Raw genomic sequence first — 16,419 nt, 5'->3', positions numbered from 1 at the left:
CTATTCTCCCCCTATCCTGGCTCCAATGGCCTGGTATTGGCCGCTCAGTAACGGTTCATATTCATTACGAACCTGAGATGCCAGTTGCTGGCCAGCAATGATGTTTCCAGCCTGGATTTCATTGCGGAGATCCAGCAGTAACCAGTTGGTGAGCGACGCCACCCGAATCTGCTCACGGGCAAGGTTGTCCGTATCCATGCCCTGCAGATCGGCCTGATATTCTGTATTCGCATAACGGCGCCCTACTTCGAATTGTAAGAAATCAGCTTTGGACATTTTCCCCGTCTGCTTCACGACGTCGCTTGCGGTCGCGTCAAAGTAGGATTTTGCGCTTTTAGACTGCAGAGCTTCGGCTATTAACGCTTTGGTTTCATCGATAGGCTGGCGTTCAGCTAACACCTTTTCCTGGGGATCTGCAGCTGCACTTAGCGAGGCGTACATCTGATTTTTCAGACCCAGGTATTGAATGCCGGCAGCGCTGTTTGCTTCTGCCTTTGTCAGATCTTTACTGACACTGCGATACACGGAATTCTGGATGTACATCCTGGCTGCATCAGTCTGTTCCTGAGTAAATGTCAGGTCTGGTTCTTTACCATCAGGGCCAGCGCCGGTGAGTACAGAATCAACACGCTTATCCGCTCCGGGCATGTTTTTACTGACTGCAGGGCAGGCCTGAGAACCACCAAAAGCTGCATAATCGATGCTGTCACAATATTGCACGTGCACTTTTGCCGATCGGGCAGCGTCGGCTGACGGAGATAACGCAGGCTTGTTTACAGCGTTACTGACCGCACTGTTGGCAACACCTCCACCACCAGGACGCATCGAGCCTTTTGCAGCAGAGCTTCCGCTCGATACCGCACTGGCTCCACCGGAAGCAGACTCGCTGCAGATACTGTCCGATACCTGAAATTTGGCCTTGGCGTCGGAGAGATTTTCCTGCCGTGATTTCTCAGTCTGGAATTCGCGGTCGGATTTTGACGCGGCTTCGATGGTTGTGGCCACTTTGCTACCGTTCTGGTTGATAGCAGAGCCAATCTGTGTCAATACCGTGGTTAAGGCACCCTGAAATGCGCTCATTTGCATAGCGATCGCATTAAACCCGGTTTTTACTACCGTAATGAGTGTGGCATCTGTCACAGGATAAGCAGCCCATACTGTGCCAGAGATACCTAGTGAAAAAAGCAGGGCGACAATTGGTTTACGCAGCTTCATTTTCTATTTTCTCCCTGATTTTCTCGGAAATTTCTTCTATAAGGTAGGAGGCGACGGTCTGCCCTTCGGCGTTCAGACCTTTCTGTCGAATGGTTTCCTGATATCGGATGGACGATCCTGACGGGAAGTTTCGGGCGAGATATTCCCGAACAACTGCCGTCCCGAATCGCTTATACAGTTCGTCCCGGACAATCATGTCTGCCTGCGACGTGTTAAATCCCCATAATTCAGTGGCGCTGGCGGTGTTATTCAGAATGTGGCAGACATTCCCAAGACTGGTTTTGAAAAATGCGAGGAAGTTGGCTCCGTTAGGACCAGGGCCGCGACACTCTCGTTGTAACCGGACAAGCGTTTCAGGTGTGACTTTGAATTCCTCACGCAGAATTTTTTCATCGCTGCTTGAACCACCACGGAGGACAAATACGTCAGTGGCAGCTGCCCGGATAATGGGATGATGGTGCTCAAGGAATTGTGACGCCAGAACGACAACAAGACCAAGCTTACGCCCCTGCAGTGCATCTTTTACGAATTGCTCGGAAGTGAACTGGTCATCCTTAAAGTTATGCGATTCATCTGCGGCGATAATGCGTTTTTCTGACCGGTTAGACAGAATACGGATACGATGATGTTCTTTATATATATCCGGGCATTGCCGCATGAATGATTCTTCTTCCAGGAAGAAGCTACGGGTTCCGATATGGCGGGCCAGCATATAGAAGAGGCCTGCCTTGTCGCTTTCTGCGGCGAGTACCTTGCCCAGATCGATACTCATAAAGCGGGTTTCGGCAGATATTTCGAATCGTGTACGACCGGCAAACATTGGATACAGATTTGATACGTCACGCAGATATCGCTGAACGTACTCCTGCATGGTTTCACCGGTGGACTGCACTTTGAGATTAGGGTACAGGTTCATCATGATGCTTGAAGCTGCGACGCTGTTGAGCAGAGTAATGTCAGGTACAGCCATACGCTGTGCCAGAGCAGCTTCATTATGAAAACCATGTTCAAAAAGTAAGTCCACAACCTCCCACCATGAAACGCTCTCCCACCAGGAATCATCGTGGATACCCTTCTCACGAACAATCGCAAGTTGCTTGTCCACTTCTGGTAAAACGGCGGCTTCATAAGGCAGTGCGGTTTCTGGTTCTGACGTCAGTTTATAGGCTTCATCGATTAATTTTGAAAGAAAACCCTCGAGTCCATCTGGCAACTGGCGGGTTACAATCTGTCCTTTCTCTGTCTGTGTAATTACTGTGGTGGAACACAGTAATTTCATAAAGTTTTGCTGGAAGGTCCTCTCATGAGGAAGTGGATAGCGTAGCCCCAGCTGAGTATCAAAGATGTTCGTACCATACTCACGAGAGTTTTCCAGTTCATAGCACCCGACCTCGTGACGGCGATCTTCCGGAAGTTCGTCGCTTAAAAGTTTTATCAGTCCAAAGGAGCTGCGGCCGACATCGATGATCAAACCCAGTGGCACTCTGGTGTAGCCTGGCGCAACGGCAAAGGCAAAGTTCATTACGTTCATCGTAAGAGACTTACCAGACCCGGGAGTGCCAGAAAAAAGGCGAATCCAGGTATCCTGTAGCGGTGAATACGCATGCAAAGGAATGATTTTACCGTCAGGGGTACATACTGTGAGCCAGCCGTCATTGAATGGAGATGCTGCCTGCGTAAATGGCATCATTTCCAGTGCTTCACGCAGAGGGGGGGTCATCACTGTAGCAGGGTTAGCTTTGGCAAAACCCGGCACTGACGCCAGCCAGTAGGCTGATGTATCACCTGAAGAGCCGCTCATTGATGGAACCCCCCAGGACTGGAGTGAGGCATCGAGAGTCGTCACTCGTCGTTTAAGCGTTTCCAGATCGTCTGCCCACGTTGTCGCTGTAAACTGCATACACATTACAGGGTCGTGTTCGTCACGGGATTTCAGATAATCCAGCGACGTTTTCACTTTTTTAATCTCGCCAAAAAAACCCAGCAGGCTTGCCGTCATGCTGCGCAGCTTACAGCTGTCCAGACCTTTCGGTGATAGCTGGAATGTACAGCGAAACGGCATAGACCGATCCATTCTGGCCAGCAGTTCAGAGAACTGTTGAATGTCGTGTGGGGCCAGCTCCATGTACAGCAGTGCATGGTAGAATTTACCGGTACTGATATATTGTGTCCCTTCCGGGATACTGGGATTAGATGTGCAGATTTGCCATTTCAGTTTTAGGGGTAAGATGTCATCCACATGTTTTACCTGCCCCCGCGGACTCATACCTTCCGTGACCAGCAATGGTTTCCAGTTCTGAGCTGTGCGCTCACGCTCGATCATGATTCGAATACGGCGTGACGCTTCGTGTGCTTCAAGTCGTCGTACAAGAATGCCGGAGGTGCCATTGATATCGCATAACCGGAAATTGTCGATGATGCGTTCGGTAGTTGCGATATGCAGTGTACGCAGAGATTCATAGATGGTATTGATGTTCTGGCCATACACTGGATGCTGAAGACCCTTGGTCTTCTTTATCTTCTCACTTTGTTCGTCTTTGATCGTCTCCCTGGTCAGTGCCAGAAGACCTGTCTTCAGTACCAGCAGATTTTGCTCAAAGTGACATCTGCTGGCGTTTTTTGAAATACGTTCACGAATGAGGTCGCCAACATTGAGCCCCATTTTTTTACTGGCCAGAATTTGTGGCGCCACAATACGCGCAAGTTCGTCGTAGGCACGATCAGGGTCTTCTTCATAAGAGAACCAGAATTCATGGCCATGTTTTTGACACAACGGGCGAAGTAATTTACCCAACTCGTCGAGCATGTTTGCATAGTGATCCGGCCCAACGATTTGGAAGACACCCTGAAGGTCAAAAACGGTTATCAGCTCTCCCTGGTCTGTCGTAATGACATATGGCGACTCCAGCGAGGTGTCGTTATCCACGTCACGCTTTGTCAATGGCACAACCGTATCCCATGATGAATATTCTGGAAGTGGTTTGTTGATGGTATTAGCTGATACCAACGCAAGCATGCGGGTCAGACCATCCAGAAACTCTGTTTTCACGTTAAGATCTCCAGAACATCAGCTTTTCAACGAGTGGTTTATTTTTCTCGCGAAATGAAAGCTTTTTAGGGTTGAATAATAAAAAGAGATTTCTGTTTTTTTCTGAGGCTTCAGAAATCTGAGCTGGCGTTAGTTTTGAATACGCCAAATAAAAGGCAGCCGGGGCTGCTGTGCCAAAGTAATTACTCACATGTTTTTGACCGGAGGCAAGCCAGCGGAGTAACGCTTTACCCTTTTGAATATCACTCTCATTGTTACTTTTGAGAAGTTCATAAATGCCAAACTGTAAATTGCATAAATGGCTTTGTTTATGGTTAGGTAAGTATATGAACGTTGCCTCATCGGTAATGTGGCTCAAGATTCGCCATTTATCAAAAGGACTCTCCGTGAGCGCAAACTCAAGGAATAATTCATCGGGAGTTAGCTTTGTCGTCATTTCGCCATCCTTTGAGACTCCATCAGGAACTAATTCCTGATGGATTGTCGGTTAATAGGTGGTCAATTCAACGCCAACTGATTCACCAGTTGAAGCCAGGATGAATGCAGCCCCGGCAAAGACAACTGCTGCTGCTACAAGCCATCCTGCATGACTTAACTTCGCATGGGGGTCATCATTCGCTTTTTTCTTGAAAACAATTGCAGCACCAACGACACAAAAGAAGGCAATAACACCAGCAATGATCGTACCAGCCAATTTAATTGTTTTAGCCTGGTCAGCAGCTTTTTGGGCCATTTCCCCCCAGGTTAAAGCATTGGCAGGCGCAGCGAAAAAAAAGTAGGCAATGACGATAGCCATCAGGAATTTAGTTAATTCTTTAATCTGAGTGTGATTTTTCAGTTTCATTCGATTTTCCTTAAATACTCTCTGTTAACGACTTTAATAACTTAGCGATCTGGACGAGGAATCCACCCGCCACGATATGAATAAGACCCTGCAATGCTAAATCTCCACCGCTGTTTTCCCCTTTTACTTTCTTCCAGAGTAAAAATAACCCTTTCATACCAAATACACCGCCCATCATTGCGGCAAATGTTAATGCGGCATTTATTACTTTCGAAAATTTCCCCAGGTTCCCACCTGGATCAACGTAGGCTATAACACCGAAAGAAACATCGCCCATCCCAACTGATTCACTGAATGCACTTAATGTTGAAGCATAATTTGTTATCAGTGTGGCCAGAATAACTACACCGATGACTTCCCCGAACGAAATTGGAGTGGCTCCCGGCGCGGTACTGCGTACCATTTTTAAAGCAAGAAAATATAACCACAGGAAACCAACCAGGGCGCATATTGCCCAGAGCATCGTCCAGAATGGCGCAGCCAGACCGTTAATGAAATTAACAAATGCGACTGAGAGTTCTTCCATCAGCGAATCACTCCGGATGTTGTGATTATTTCGCGATTAATGGGATCAATTTCTTTAATCTGCGCACCATTAATTTTTTCACCAACAGTAACCGAATAAACGCTGCTGCCTTTTGCTTTCTGTACAAAGGCATATCCCTCCTGGATGGTGATGATGGAGATACCTTTCATCACTTTCATACCTTTTGATTTACTCGGGTGGCTGGCTGCACCACCATCGCGAAGCAACTGAATCTCAACTTTGAGTTCTGTATTTTCGCTAACAGCTATCTTGTACTTTTCCAGAAGCTCCTTATATTTATTGTCGCGAATTTCAATAGCCTGACGGGCTGTATCGAGTAGCACTTTCAGATCATTATTTTCCAGAACCATACTGGTCTGCGTTGGCTCATCGGAGGGCGCAGTATCTACAGACTGTTCAGTAGCTGGTTCGGCTGCCTGTGATTGCTCCGGCACTTCAATAACCGGTAGCGCAGGTGTTTTCGCTGAGTCATCAGACGGTAGCGCGATAATAAAAATGATAAAGATGATGAAAAAGCCAACCAGCCCCAATACAGCATAAATAATGTATCTGGCCAGACTGGTTTTTCCGGTTGTTTTTCCTTTCTCCGGCTTGCCGGTTTTCCCACCTACAGGTTCCGGTGCGACAACCTCAGCGGTGTTCGTTTCGGAAACGAACACTTGGTCAAACGCGTCTTCATTATTACCCTGTGTATTTTGCATTTCAAATAATACCTATTATTCGTAATATCGGAGCCAAAAAAAATTACTCAGGAGAAACAGAGTTAAAAATAGGTCCACCTGTATTCTGACCCGGTGTAAAGCTGCGCTGTTCTTCAATCTGTTTCTGAGCGGCTGGCTGGCTGTACGATGCTTGTTGTGCGGTATTGCTGTCTGTTTTTTCAATCGCATCAGAACTCATGACAGGCTCAATAAAAATGACCCCAAAAGTGGGTTTGTCAGACCGTTCTACCTGAATAGGTGGTGTCCGGGCATTATCTGCTTTAAGAACATCAGCAGTCTGTTGTGCCAGGCCTCCAAAAAAAGTGCCTTTGATCTGGTCTGTGCTGACCTTGCCATCACTGCTGGTAACGACAGTGCCGTTGCTTACATAGCTTTCCTGTGCAGTCGTTTTTTCATAAAGCTGGCCAGTCTTGGCTACACCCAGAGCCAGAGCCGGTATAACAATGCGACTGAAGTAGCGATTATTGACATTGCCGGAAAGCATTGAGCGACCGGTATCCAAATCTATTGGTTTTGCCTGAATTCTGTAGGTTTTGGCTATTCGATCGTTTCTACCCCGATATGACATCAGAGAAAAGGTCATATCGATGTCCTCACCAACCAGTTTATAGCCTGAGGCCAGCAGGGTAGCCCCGGACAGTTCAGCACACATTAACGTGGCGCGGACGATTGAATTTGTATCCGTATCCAGCTGCGTAAGCAGTTTTGCCGGACATAGCTTCAGTGCATCGTAGAGTTTGAAAGGTATAACGGCAGGTGCAGCGGTCGGGGCCGCAGCGTTTAGCGTCGGATTTGCTGTGACTGCTGGCATAAATGAAGAAGCATATTGAGTCACTTCCTTTGCCTCAGAATCAACAGGTGTTGCATAGCGCCACGATGCTTCAGCGGCATCCAGTATTGCCTGTGCTTCCTGACGGGCAATATTTGCAGGTTTCATCCCTGGTTGCCGGTATTGTTGTGCCGTTGTTTCTGTTTTGATGCGGTATTGCGTCTGGGCGGTTTCAGTTGTTTTGGGTTTCACTTCTTCACTGTAATAGGCCGGAATAGATATCCAGCTATTCCCGTTCTGGTATGCAGCCGATCCCTTTTGGGTGTTATACCCATCAAGTTGTTTTATATAAGCCTGATTCTGCGCTGTGGTTACTTTTTCTTTATTGCTGGCTTTAATAATACGTGACGCTTCTGGTGCCTGTTCTGATTTACTGGCCAGTGAAACAAACCATGCAACCGCAATGCAGAAAATAATGAAACAAAAGAACCCGCCTACAATAAAGGCATTGCGACGCTTATCTCCCCCAACAATCGACTTTTTGGCCATTTATAATTCCACCTTCACCGTTACGGTACTGCCCTGTTGCATTAATGCAACGAATGGTGACAGCTCCATTTCATACACATGAGTCCCATCAGCTGAAGACAATGTTTTAGAAAACTGTGATTTAGACTCCATAGTCGTGCGCAGATAAAGTTTATCCCCACGACGCCAGGCTTTTACTTGCGGATTATCTGTTTTTAAGCGGGTGGCATCAGCTGGCGCTATACCATCCAGCATGGACTGTAACTCCGGGCTGCTGAGTGCTATTTTTGAAATGCTGGTAATGGAATGCGCAGGAGCCAGTGGGCCTCTGCGCGGAACCCGCAGATTAATTCTGCTGTCATACACAAACGTTTTATCACTGGCATTCGGCTCAGTGTTTGCGAGAACGATGGTAATCGGAACGGGGAGATCCTTGAGTAAAACTCCGATGTCACCATCGCCATATGTAACCAGAGGCTGTACGAGAACAATGGGTGTATCAGTGAAACTCCGTACATAAAAACGGTTATCACCACCACTGTTAATCACTTTATCAGCCAGTGGCCATGGAGAACCGGTGATATCCTCAAAAACGATGTACGTCGGACGACCAGGAGCAACCCGAACGACAGGTTGCGATGCCCCAGGAGACAGGCTGATGGTCTGAGAACTTGATCGCGGTACCGAGTTGATGACACTCTGGTTCAGGCTGGCACTGAATTTATCCCGGTTAGCTAAGGCTTCCTTGATAACATCAGGAGACACAGGAGAAATTTTTTCCATCAAGGCCTGTTTGGTTGTCATTACATCCTGTTGCGAACTGCCGGAACGCGCCGAAGAACTGCCATCAGTTGTTCCTGGTCCATAGGTAGTTTTATCGGGAAAACGGGGGGCCGTTTGCCCGTCCTGCCCCTCTCCCAGCATTCTTTTCCGCTGATCTTCAAGCGCTGAATCCTCCTGAGTCTGAGTATTCTGAGGTCGGGTTTCTGCGTCCTGTTCAGGAAAAGGGCGGACAGGTGCAACATTGCCGTTCCCAGGCGAAACTGAATCAACCATACGGACATTTGGACCTGCGTCAGCAGACGGTTTCTGGGTATCAGCGCTGGCTGCAGTACATGCAATTCCCAAAACAACAACCAGGTATTTATATTTAAAAATCATAATCTGATCCGTATTATTTTTGCGGTACAGTTACTACCTGAGAAATAGCAACACCTTTCGGGTTGGTCTTATTATCAACGGCCTGAATGGTAGCGATAAGAATAAATTTTAACGGCTTGGAGGTGGTGTTTTGTCCCACGAAATTGTACGTAATGGGTATTTGTACGACCCATGTCCAGGCGTTAACTTTCTTTTTAAATCCTTTTTGACTAATTATCGGTGTACCGAACTCTGTTCTGAGGTTGACGCGGTCTTTTTCCATGATGGCAATAATGCCTGCGTCTTTGACTGCTTTAATAAGATTCCCAAGGCCTTCATCAATAAAACCTACACGTCCTTTTTCAAGGTCTTCACGCCATGTATCAAAATCAAGATTTAATACATCATAAAGGGTATCTCTGGTAAATAGTTTAATCCCATTGTCATTAATAACGGGATTATCAAGGGGGACCATTGGTGTTATTTTCCCATCCGGCGATGATGCGAAATACTTATTATCAGAGTTAATGGCCGCAATAACAGTGATAACGAGTAAAACCGACAAAACTGCGATGATGATAGCCTGGTAAAGCACTACTTTTGACAGCCGATTAGCAAGCGCAATGGCGTCTTTGGCTTCTTTAATCAGCCTTTCCAGAGGGGGAATTAGGTCCTCTGTTTTGGTCAGTTCAGGGGTTTTCTCTGTATTCGAGTTTGCCATAATCTTAGCGCCTAAAAATTACGATTAGTACGTATTATATGTAATTTGGGCCAAAAGTGAACCTAATTTATACCGACATGGAATCGGCTTTTCTTTGGAGTTACGGGGTCTGAGTAAGAGAAGGTTTTTCGTATACGAAAAAATTTGTCATGTCGTAGGGGGCGGCTAAGTCATGTGATTTCATGAGGTTAGCATGATTCGAGGGATACGGGGGAAAATGACTAAAACATAACTCAAATTTATCAGTCTGGAAGCGTGATAAGGACTTGCTTTAATGCAAAAAGTAATGTGTTACGATTTATACGTACTGGACGGAGAGCGATCCTCTGAGTACTATAGTTCAGATCCTGACGCGATCGAATTTGTGTTTTTTGGCGTAAGCAATGATTGCGGTTAACAGTACTTCGTGCTCTGTGATACCAAGCAGCTCTGCGAGTGTTTGTGCTTTGTTGCTTACACGAACATCCAGCCAGAAACTTACCTTGGGGGGATTGTTCTTTCTGCCAACACGAATGTAATCGTTCAGATCCAGGCTGGGCGCGATCAGGAAGCTCTCGACCGCTTCATCATAAATTTCACCCACAGGAATGTTGAGTGATTTGGCCATTAGTTTTGCGGCGTGATGATATTTTTGCGGAATGATTGCCCTGCGAATAATCCGGTTATTTCGGATCGAGGTTGTCTCTGTGTGCCCTGTTTTAGTGCTCATTTTATATACTATTTTTACCTCAAAAAAAGATCGGGAAATGGTTAAAAATGGCTTGCTACAACAGGATTGTATACTGATAATGTGTAATTAGTAAATTATGTGGTGAGGGAAAATCATGCAATTATCGGTTTTCAATGAACTTGCCAAATCAGGTGCCATAACTGGAGTGATCATTTCAGTTGATCCATCTGATGAACGTAAGCGCACTGTCGTCGACTTAAAAACTGTTTTTGGTAAAACGGTACGTCTGACCACTGCGACTAAAAAGCCACGCTACTTTAAGAACACAATTCAGGCACTGGATACAATTTCCAGCCAGACCGGAGAATTAAAGAACGTAAAAGTAAAAATCAAAAGCTAAAGACTGATAAATGACAAAGGGCCTTGTGCTGGTAACACAAGACCCCAAGTGATGAGTCGCTAGAAAGCGGAAGTAAGAAAAAAAGACCTTGATGTGTGGGAACGCTGGTAACGTCCTGCAAATTGCAAACATCGAACTCTGAGGTCATCTTACTTCCTCTTTTGACGGCTCGCAAGTTTTTTGCGCACCGAAAAAGGGATAAGGATGATTTTTTCAGCAAATTTCGGCTGTACTGCTTCTGCATACATGCACATTTTCGCTGGGTACATACGGACTGAAATCCTGTGACTACCCAGTCAGCTGCATGGACCCATTCTTCTTCAGCGCAACGCCTGCTGAACGAAGCGCCATACCTGCCGCGCTGCAGCGATAATAAAACCGCTGCTATCGTGCGGCCGGTTCGCTATGCCATTCGTTATCCGTACATGCAGGTTAACCGAAGCGGCATGGTGTCCTGGCTTATCTTCGATCTTGACCACAGTAATGCCAATATCTGGGACGACCGCGGATTACCGGCACCAAACTTCATTGTGCGTAATCGTAAGAATGGCCATGCACATCTCTATTACGCCATTATCCCGGTATGCACCTCTGAAAATGCCCGGAGCAAACCTCTCCAGTACATGAAGGCCATTTACCAGGCCATGGCCATAAAGCTCGATGCCGATACTGCCTACTCGGGGCCGGTGGCCAAAACACCTTTCCATCCCTGGTGGGATACAACAGAAGTACATGACCAGGAATATGAGCTGGGTGAGCTGGCGGATTATGTCGAACTGCCGACGCGCAGCTGGAACAAAGGTCCCGATCTCGATGCTGTGGCGCATTCACGTCATTGCACAATGTTTGAAGAGTTGCGCTTTTATGCTTACTCGATTGTTGGCCATATGCGCGAGACATCGTCTTATCCGCGCTTCCTGCAGGAAGTTGAGGCCTATGCCCACAATCACAATAACTTCCGCGCCCGTGGCTTTTCCGCCAACCTTTCTCTTTCTCAGGTTAAAGCGACCGTTAAAAGTGTCTCACGATGGACGTGGGACTTTTACACCGGTAATTCCCGCTGTCACCGGGGAGCCATGCAACTCGACAAATCCATTCCACTGGATGAGCGTCAGCGCATGGCGGCCAGCAGGACTCACGGAAAACGACAACAGGACACATCGAGCCGGATTCGTGCGGCCGTCAGAAAACTCACAGAGGCTGGCGCCAGAATCACCCTGGTGGCCATTGCCGGCATCACTTCATTGTCCCGTCAGACAATAGCGCGTTACCGCTCAGTCATTGACGAACAGAATTCCGATGGCAACACAGTCACCCCGCTGCGGAGCGAATCTGCAGGAGAAACCAAAAATGTTAATTATGGTGTACATCAGATAACTGCCCCCGCATTTTGTTTAGTATCCGTAACGCCTGTGCCTGCAGGTAGTGTGTCTGTTAAAGGTATAAGTGCAGATCCAGATGATTTGAGTGGGGAGAGTGAGAGTTCTGACACAAGTTAATTGTTAGCAGGGACAGTTTGAGCGCACTTATTTCCGATTAATATGTATAATTCGTAATGCCCTTTCCTTCTATTCTGAGGTGATCTATGGCATTACCAAGTGATTTTTTCCGTCCTGTACTCGATGCTGGTTATTTCAGACAGCTGCCGGTGGGATGTAATGAAGAAGATTTAAAACAACGTGCGGTCGAGAATCTGCGTATTAACTTTCTGCATGTAATGCATGATACCAGGGATAAATTCCCTGAGTTTCCACAGGAACTGAATCCTTCGCCTGAGTATATTCAAAGAGCTGATGCTATTGTTCATGACATCCATTGTGATTATATGGACTCATTGAGCAATAACCGGTTGTTTGATTTTTATCTTGATGGCTCAGATGAAATCGTTGTTGAAAAATTCAGGAATGCAGAGGCAGTTTCGTTTTTTAAGGAAACGCTTGTGCCTTATCTGGCCGATTTACTGGAAAGAAATGTACTCGATGAGGAGAAGCTGCGAAGCCGGTATTGCGAATTTCTGACTTCTCATGATTCACCTGAATGCCGCGATGCTGATGACTTCTGGGATTCCCCTGCCCTCAGATTGTATGCCAGCCACATGCTGTTCCAGGATGAAGCACACTCACTGACACACCCTGATAGCGCCGACATGGCCAGCTCTCCTGAACAAAATCATACACAAAACTCTCCGCGATCATCTCAAAGTTTCGGTATGTGATGCCAGTGATCGGCCATAATGGCCGGTCACACTTCCAGTATTTTTTCGTATACGAAATTTTTGCATGCACCAGTGGTGAGTTTCCTGGTTTATGTCTGAGTGGGAATCGTCGGTGTGTCTGCCTGCTCTTATTGAATTTTTCGTATACGAAAAATCAAATCTTACCTGCGCTGTAAATCGCTACGGTCAACCCTTCTTCCGTCTGAATATAAAATTAAGACGTCATCATGGTTTTCTGCTTTAACGGAATATAGGGAAGAAAATAATACTGAGCCCGCGATATTTCACAGACTCAATTGGTAAAAAATGCCGGAACAACTCATAACAAACCCCCCCAGGGTTAATGAAGCGAGATGACCGGCACCAGTAAATTATACAAGCTGAGCAATATATGCAAATAGTTCGCGTCGATTTAATCATAAATTTTGAATCAAAGCGTGTACATGGATCGTCAACTGGTTTACTATAATTACGAATAATACGCATCAAACGAAAATTATCAAGTGTGGGAGGGTAACTGATATGGCTCTGTCAGAACGTGAAAACGAAGCACAATGCTGGTATTTACGCCGTCCGGGTACACAGGAGTGGCGCTGCACTGAAAATAAAACGTTTATGGAATTCTGCGAATGGAAAGGCTGGGAAGTAATGGATGATGCTGAATGGGAAAGTTATCATTCAGACAGCCTAAGCCCTGCTTTATTTGCTCACTAATATGACCGGATTTGATCTCAGGCTCTGGCGCAAGAGTCAGGGCTGGACTCAGGCTCAGGCCGCACTGGCGATGGGATGTGGTGAACGCAGCTGGAGGCGTTATGAAGAGTCAGGCCCTCCTGTAATGCTGGAGCGGGCCATTATCAGTATGGAACTGAAGTGGTCATTAAGCCGGTTCGCAACGCTGGATAAAGAACAAATTTTACAGTATCTCGATGCGTCGTTGCATGATGTTCCGGCACGATGTGGATAATATTTTAAACCCGCCCAGGTTTACCACCCCGGTCAGTTGCCGGGGTTTTTTTTCGTATACGAAAAGTTTTCAGACGGCCTGCAGCATTCTGAGCATCGACGGATGTTGCTGGAGAACGCATAACAGTTTCAGGCTGCTGCCGTTGGGTATGCGCCGGTGCTGTTCCCATGCTTCAACCAGTGAGGGAGAAACACCGACAGCCTGTGCAAACTGTTGCTGAGTCAGTCCTGTTGTGTCCCGGATAGCTTTCACATCAGGGATTTCATAGGTGGTCACACGAGCAGCTGTGCGACGCCCTTTCCTGATTTCTACTGCCTCAGCAGCGCTATCCATCAGTTCTTTGAAGAGTTCGTCTTTCATCATTCCCCCTCGATCATGGAAATAACTTTGCGGAGCTGAGCTTTCTGTTCGTCACTCAGGTTTTCCATTTCATTTTTAGGATAAACCAGCAGCAGGTAAATTTCCCCTTCCTGGTTTAAATAATAGTAAATCACGCGGATACCACCGCTCTTTCCTTTTCCCTGAATAGCCCATCTGACTTTACGGCAACCACCTGTAGCCGATATGGTGGCCCCTGATTCCGGGTTTTGTCTCAGGTGCTCCTGAAAATTCAGGTACTCGTCATGACTCAGCAGGGTTTCAATTTTCCGTTGAAATACGCTGGTCTCTATAAAGTGGAGCAATTTCATTCCATGTCACCTTATCTGTTATAGTTCTAATTATACTCTTACTGTGTAAGACATGCAATTGTTAGTCAATGAGGGCAGCAGGTGATACATAATTTTTCGTATACGAAAAAATGGCGAATTTAATTTCTCTAACTTACTGAAATATCGTCACTTCGGGGATGGTGAGCGGTTTCTGGCACCGATGAGTATTTCCAGCAACCACGTATTCCTCTCTATACAGAGATCATGAACCGTGAAGTCCTGGCTCTCTGTTTCCGGCGTTTGGGCATGAGTGGTCATGTTGCAATGGCGAACAGGAACTGAGATGATTTATGGCTACTGATAACAACGTTAAACCTGAAGGTACTGGTTCGCGCCTCCGGCAAACTTAATGCTCTGCCAGAAGCACCGAAAGGTGAAGCATCAGGAAAAAAGCCTCTCCTGAATGCTGATTACATCAGGCCATCCGTGGGAGCCTTCGGTTAGTGTCTGTGTACAAAATTTTCGTATACGAAATTTTTTCAGAATCTCCCTTCCCTGTTTTTACCGCTTCGTTTTACTGAGCATCAGTCAGGATTTTTTCGTATACGAAAAATTCAGAACTGACCTTTACTGGTCGCGCACTGTTATGCCAGTTCGTCGGGATCATCAATTGCCTGAGAAAAATACTCCGTCCGGTAGTCATTGCTCCACCCAATCCAGACCGAAGCCGTCCCGTCATTTGTCAGTACGCGGTTTCCCTGCATGGTATCTTCTTGGCTGGAAGTCGTCAGGCATTCCCTGATAATGTCTGCTCCGGCAACTATGCCTGTACTCTGGGTTTCAAAACCGGCAACCACCACAACGGCTTCAGGGTCCAGCTGTTGAAGCTGTTCAATCAGCTCTTTAACTTTCATCACATGTGCCTTCTTTTTATTTCAATATCCACTGTTGTGGCTGGATACGTTATACCCCTTAAGCCAGGTATGAATCAATGATAATCGTCGATACCCTGCTCTTCTGAATTTTGCCGCTTCGCTTACTGATTCCGTCCATGACTGAATTTTTCGTATACGAAAAAATCGTACCGTTATCTGCGGTCACTCGCTGCTGTCGGTATCGAGGCGGAGTGCCTGTGCTGCACTGTAACCGTCGAAACTGAACGTGATAGGCTGTCGGGTTGACGCATCGAGCGTGAAAATTCGCGTATAGACCTGGGTGCTTTCGGCGCGGGTATGCCCCATAAACTCCTGGAGTTCCCGTTCGCTGATGTGGTTATACAGCAGGTGGACAGCAAAGCTGTGCCGGAACGTTTTGGGTGTCACTGCACTGAGTGACAGCGCCACGTTGTCGGCTGCCGCTCTTTCCAGTGCGCGGTTGAGCCAGCGCGAAACGGTGTCATGCGATTCCGGCCAGATGGGATCGGACTTGGCTGACGGAAAACTCGCAAATACCTGGCGCATGAGTCTGACATAGGACGCATCATAAAGCGGCACTGTCCTGAACACCTTTTCATCTTTCCGTGGCCGCCCTTTACCCCGGCTTCGTTGTTTCAGGGTTCGCAGGTTGACGAACGGCTGGATCTCACTGAGTTCAAAACTGTCCCTGCTCAGCGCCAGCGCTTCGTTCGGTCGGGCGCCGGTATTCCATAACGTACTGAAATAAGCCAGCTGGCGCAGGTCATCGAGATACCACAGAAGGGCAGACACTTCCGGGGCGAGAAGATATTTCGGTGCATTTGTTTTCGCGATGGCCATACGCCGGAGTGCAACGGCACGCTGCCAGTCGATCTGGTGAAAGGTTCCAGGCTGATTCTGGTCCCCGATCACCATCTGTTCGCGAAAATTTTGCCGTATGCTACGTGAAATCTGCTGAGTCATTGCCCTGATAAATCCTCAGATTTTAAAATTCGCGCTGCCCTGATTTTTCGTATACGAAAAATTTTTCAGGGGTCCGAACACAAATAACTGTGTCTCTGTACAGTA

At 47.0% G+C, this 16,419-nt stretch carries 19 protein-coding genes; 5 read left to right on the top strand and 14 right to left on the bottom strand.

The features are described from left to right. The 10 genes from traW to JQN59_RS26475 all read right to left on the bottom strand — a co-directional run bounded on the left by traW (position 1) and on the right by JQN59_RS26475 (position 10,244). Positions 1-1,215, bottom strand: a complete 1,215-nt coding sequence (traW, locus tag JQN59_RS26520) for a conjugal transfer protein TraW (RefSeq protein ID WP_204528305.1) — start codon at positions 1,213-1,215, stop codon at positions 1-3. Beyond that, complete coding sequence (locus JQN59_RS26515; RefSeq protein WP_204528304.1) at positions 1,202-4,264, bottom strand: ATP-binding protein; 3,063 nt, start codon at positions 4,262-4,264, stop codon at positions 1,202-1,204. The genes traW and JQN59_RS26515 overlap by 14 nt, the downstream gene beginning before the upstream one ends. 1 nt (position 4,265) lies before the next feature. Beyond that, positions 4,266-4,700, bottom strand: coding sequence for a hypothetical protein (locus JQN59_RS26510; RefSeq protein ID WP_204528303.1), 435 nt, complete (start codon positions 4,698-4,700; stop codon positions 4,266-4,268). 51 nt (positions 4,701-4,751) lie between these two features. Beyond that, positions 4,752-5,108, bottom strand: coding sequence for a hypothetical protein (locus tag JQN59_RS26505; protein ID WP_204528302.1), 357 nt, complete (start codon positions 5,106-5,108; stop codon positions 4,752-4,754). 10 nt (positions 5,109-5,118) lie between these two features. Next, the gene (gene traQ, locus JQN59_RS26500; protein ID WP_204528301.1) at positions 5,119-5,634 is read right to left on the bottom strand and encodes a conjugal transfer protein TraQ; all 516 of its coding nucleotides are present in this window, start codon (positions 5,632-5,634) and stop codon (positions 5,119-5,121) included. Further along, positions 5,634-6,356 (bottom strand): hypothetical protein, encoded by a 723-nt coding sequence (locus tag JQN59_RS26495; RefSeq protein ID WP_204528300.1) that lies wholly within the window; start codon positions 6,354-6,356, stop codon positions 5,634-5,636. The genes traQ and JQN59_RS26495 overlap by 1 nt, the downstream gene beginning before the upstream one ends. Before the next feature lie 43 nt (positions 6,357-6,399). After that, positions 6,400-7,695, bottom strand: coding sequence for a DotG/IcmE/VirB10 family protein (locus JQN59_RS26490; protein ID WP_204528299.1), 1,296 nt, complete (start codon positions 7,693-7,695; stop codon positions 6,400-6,402). After that, a complete protein-coding gene (locus JQN59_RS26485; protein WP_204528298.1) occupies positions 7,696-8,835 on the bottom strand; it encodes a DotH/IcmK family type IV secretion protein in 1,140 nt (379 codons plus the stop codon). A 13-nt stretch (positions 8,836-8,848) separates the two neighbouring features. Further along, a complete protein-coding gene (locus tag JQN59_RS26480) occupies positions 8,849-9,535 on the bottom strand; it encodes a DotI/IcmL family type IV secretion protein (RefSeq protein WP_204528297.1) in 687 nt (228 codons plus the stop codon). Between the two features lie 340 nt (positions 9,536-9,875). Continuing rightward, positions 9,876-10,244, bottom strand: a complete 369-nt coding sequence (locus JQN59_RS26475) for a hypothetical protein (RefSeq protein ID WP_200059048.1) — start codon at positions 10,242-10,244, stop codon at positions 9,876-9,878. 115 nt (positions 10,245-10,359) lie between these two features. On the opposite strand from JQN59_RS26475, the gene JQN59_RS26470 reads away from it, so the two are divergent. The 5 genes from JQN59_RS26470 to JQN59_RS26450 all read left to right on the top strand — a co-directional run bounded on the left by JQN59_RS26470 (position 10,360) and on the right by JQN59_RS26450 (position 13,787). Continuing rightward, on the top strand, positions 10,360-10,605 hold the full coding sequence (locus tag JQN59_RS26470) for a hypothetical protein (RefSeq protein WP_115490211.1): 246 nt from the start codon (positions 10,360-10,362) through the stop codon (positions 10,603-10,605). 284 nt (positions 10,606-10,889) lie between these two features. Next, positions 10,890-12,104, top strand: coding sequence for a replication initiation protein (locus JQN59_RS26465; RefSeq protein ID WP_204528296.1), 1,215 nt, complete (start codon positions 10,890-10,892; stop codon positions 12,102-12,104). 86 nt (positions 12,105-12,190) lie between these two features. Further along, a complete protein-coding gene (locus JQN59_RS26460) occupies positions 12,191-12,820 on the top strand; it encodes a hypothetical protein (protein ID WP_204528295.1) in 630 nt (209 codons plus the stop codon). A gap of 522 nt (positions 12,821-13,342) precedes the next feature. Beyond that, positions 13,343-13,534, top strand: a complete 192-nt coding sequence (locus JQN59_RS26455; protein ID WP_115490214.1) for a hypothetical protein — start codon at positions 13,343-13,345, stop codon at positions 13,532-13,534. Between the two features lies 1 nt (position 13,535). Continuing rightward, positions 13,536-13,787 (top strand): helix-turn-helix domain-containing protein, encoded by a 252-nt coding sequence (locus JQN59_RS26450; RefSeq protein ID WP_204528294.1) that lies wholly within the window; start codon positions 13,536-13,538, stop codon positions 13,785-13,787. Positions 13,788-13,856: 69 nt separating this feature from the next. Here the strand turns inward: JQN59_RS26450 and nadS are convergent, their stop codons facing one another. The 4 genes from nadS to JQN59_RS26430 form a co-directional block, all read right to left on the bottom strand. Beyond that, on the bottom strand, positions 13,857-14,150 hold the full coding sequence (gene nadS / locus JQN59_RS26445; protein WP_320338568.1) for a NadS family protein: 294 nt from the start codon (positions 14,148-14,150) through the stop codon (positions 13,857-13,859). Further along, positions 14,147-14,476, bottom strand: coding sequence for a type II toxin-antitoxin system RelE/ParE family toxin (locus JQN59_RS26440; protein WP_015062286.1), 330 nt, complete (start codon positions 14,474-14,476; stop codon positions 14,147-14,149). Before JQN59_RS26440 ends, nadS begins: the two co-directional genes overlap by 4 nt. Before the next feature lie 605 nt (positions 14,477-15,081). Further along, positions 15,082-15,351, bottom strand: a complete 270-nt coding sequence (locus JQN59_RS26435) for a hypothetical protein (RefSeq protein ID WP_204528312.1) — start codon at positions 15,349-15,351, stop codon at positions 15,082-15,084. A 183-nt stretch (positions 15,352-15,534) separates the two neighbouring features. Further along, a complete protein-coding gene (locus JQN59_RS26430; protein WP_239484242.1) occupies positions 15,535-16,314 on the bottom strand; it encodes a tyrosine-type recombinase/integrase in 780 nt (259 codons plus the stop codon). Between the last annotated feature and the right edge of the window lie 105 nt (positions 16,315-16,419).

Source organism: Citrobacter sp. B72 (assembly GCF_016894305.1).
GTDB classification, from domain to species: Bacteria; Pseudomonadota; Gammaproteobacteria; order Enterobacterales; family Enterobacteriaceae; genus Citrobacter; species Citrobacter portucalensis.
The sequence above is the reverse complement of the archived record's forward strand: the minus strand, read 5'-3'. Positions and strand labels throughout refer to the sequence as shown.

Coding starts and splice junctions, on each gene's coding strand:
- JQN59_RS26470 (WP_115490211.1), top strand. CDS start 10,360: ATGCAATTATCGGTTTTCAATGAACTTGCCAAATCAGGTGCCATAACT.
- JQN59_RS26505 (WP_204528302.1), bottom strand. CDS start 5,108: ATGAAACTGAAAAATCACACTCAGATTAAAGAATTAACTAAATTCCTG.
- JQN59_RS26460 (WP_204528295.1), top strand. CDS start 12,191: ATGGCATTACCAAGTGATTTTTTCCGTCCTGTACTCGATGCTGGTTAT.
- JQN59_RS26490 (WP_204528299.1), bottom strand. CDS start 7,695: ATGGCCAAAAAGTCGATTGTTGGGGGAGATAAGCGTCGCAATGCCTTT.
- JQN59_RS26455 (WP_115490214.1), top strand. CDS start 13,343: ATGGCTCTGTCAGAACGTGAAAACGAAGCACAATGCTGGTATTTACGC.
- traQ (WP_204528301.1), bottom strand. CDS start 5,634: ATGGAAGAACTCTCAGTCGCATTTGTTAATTTCATTAACGGTCTGGCT.
- JQN59_RS26430 (WP_239484242.1), bottom strand. CDS start 16,314: ATGACTCAGCAGATTTCACGTAGCATACGGCAAAATTTTCGCGAACAG.
- JQN59_RS26485 (WP_204528298.1), bottom strand. CDS start 8,835: ATGATTTTTAAATATAAATACCTGGTTGTTGTTTTGGGAATTGCATGT.
- JQN59_RS26435 (WP_204528312.1), bottom strand. CDS start 15,351: ATGAAAGTTAAAGAGCTGATTGAACAGCTTCAACAGCTGGACCCTGAA.
- traW (WP_204528305.1), bottom strand. CDS start 1,215: ATGAAGCTGCGTAAACCAATTGTCGCCCTGCTTTTTTCACTAGGTATC.
- JQN59_RS26480 (WP_204528297.1), bottom strand. CDS start 9,535: ATGGCAAACTCGAATACAGAGAAAACCCCTGAACTGACCAAAACAGAG.
- JQN59_RS26450 (WP_204528294.1), top strand. CDS start 13,536: ATGACCGGATTTGATCTCAGGCTCTGGCGCAAGAGTCAGGGCTGGACT.
- nadS (WP_320338568.1), bottom strand. CDS start 14,150: ATGATGAAAGACGAACTCTTCAAAGAACTGATGGATAGCGCTGCTGAG.
- JQN59_RS26440 (WP_015062286.1), bottom strand. CDS start 14,476: ATGAAATTGCTCCACTTTATAGAGACCAGCGTATTTCAACGGAAAATT.
- JQN59_RS26510 (WP_204528303.1), bottom strand. CDS start 4,700: ATGACGACAAAGCTAACTCCCGATGAATTATTCCTTGAGTTTGCGCTC.
- JQN59_RS26475 (WP_200059048.1), bottom strand. CDS start 10,244: ATGAGCACTAAAACAGGGCACACAGAGACAACCTCGATCCGAAATAAC.
- JQN59_RS26495 (WP_204528300.1), bottom strand. CDS start 6,356: ATGCAAAATACACAGGGTAATAATGAAGACGCGTTTGACCAAGTGTTC.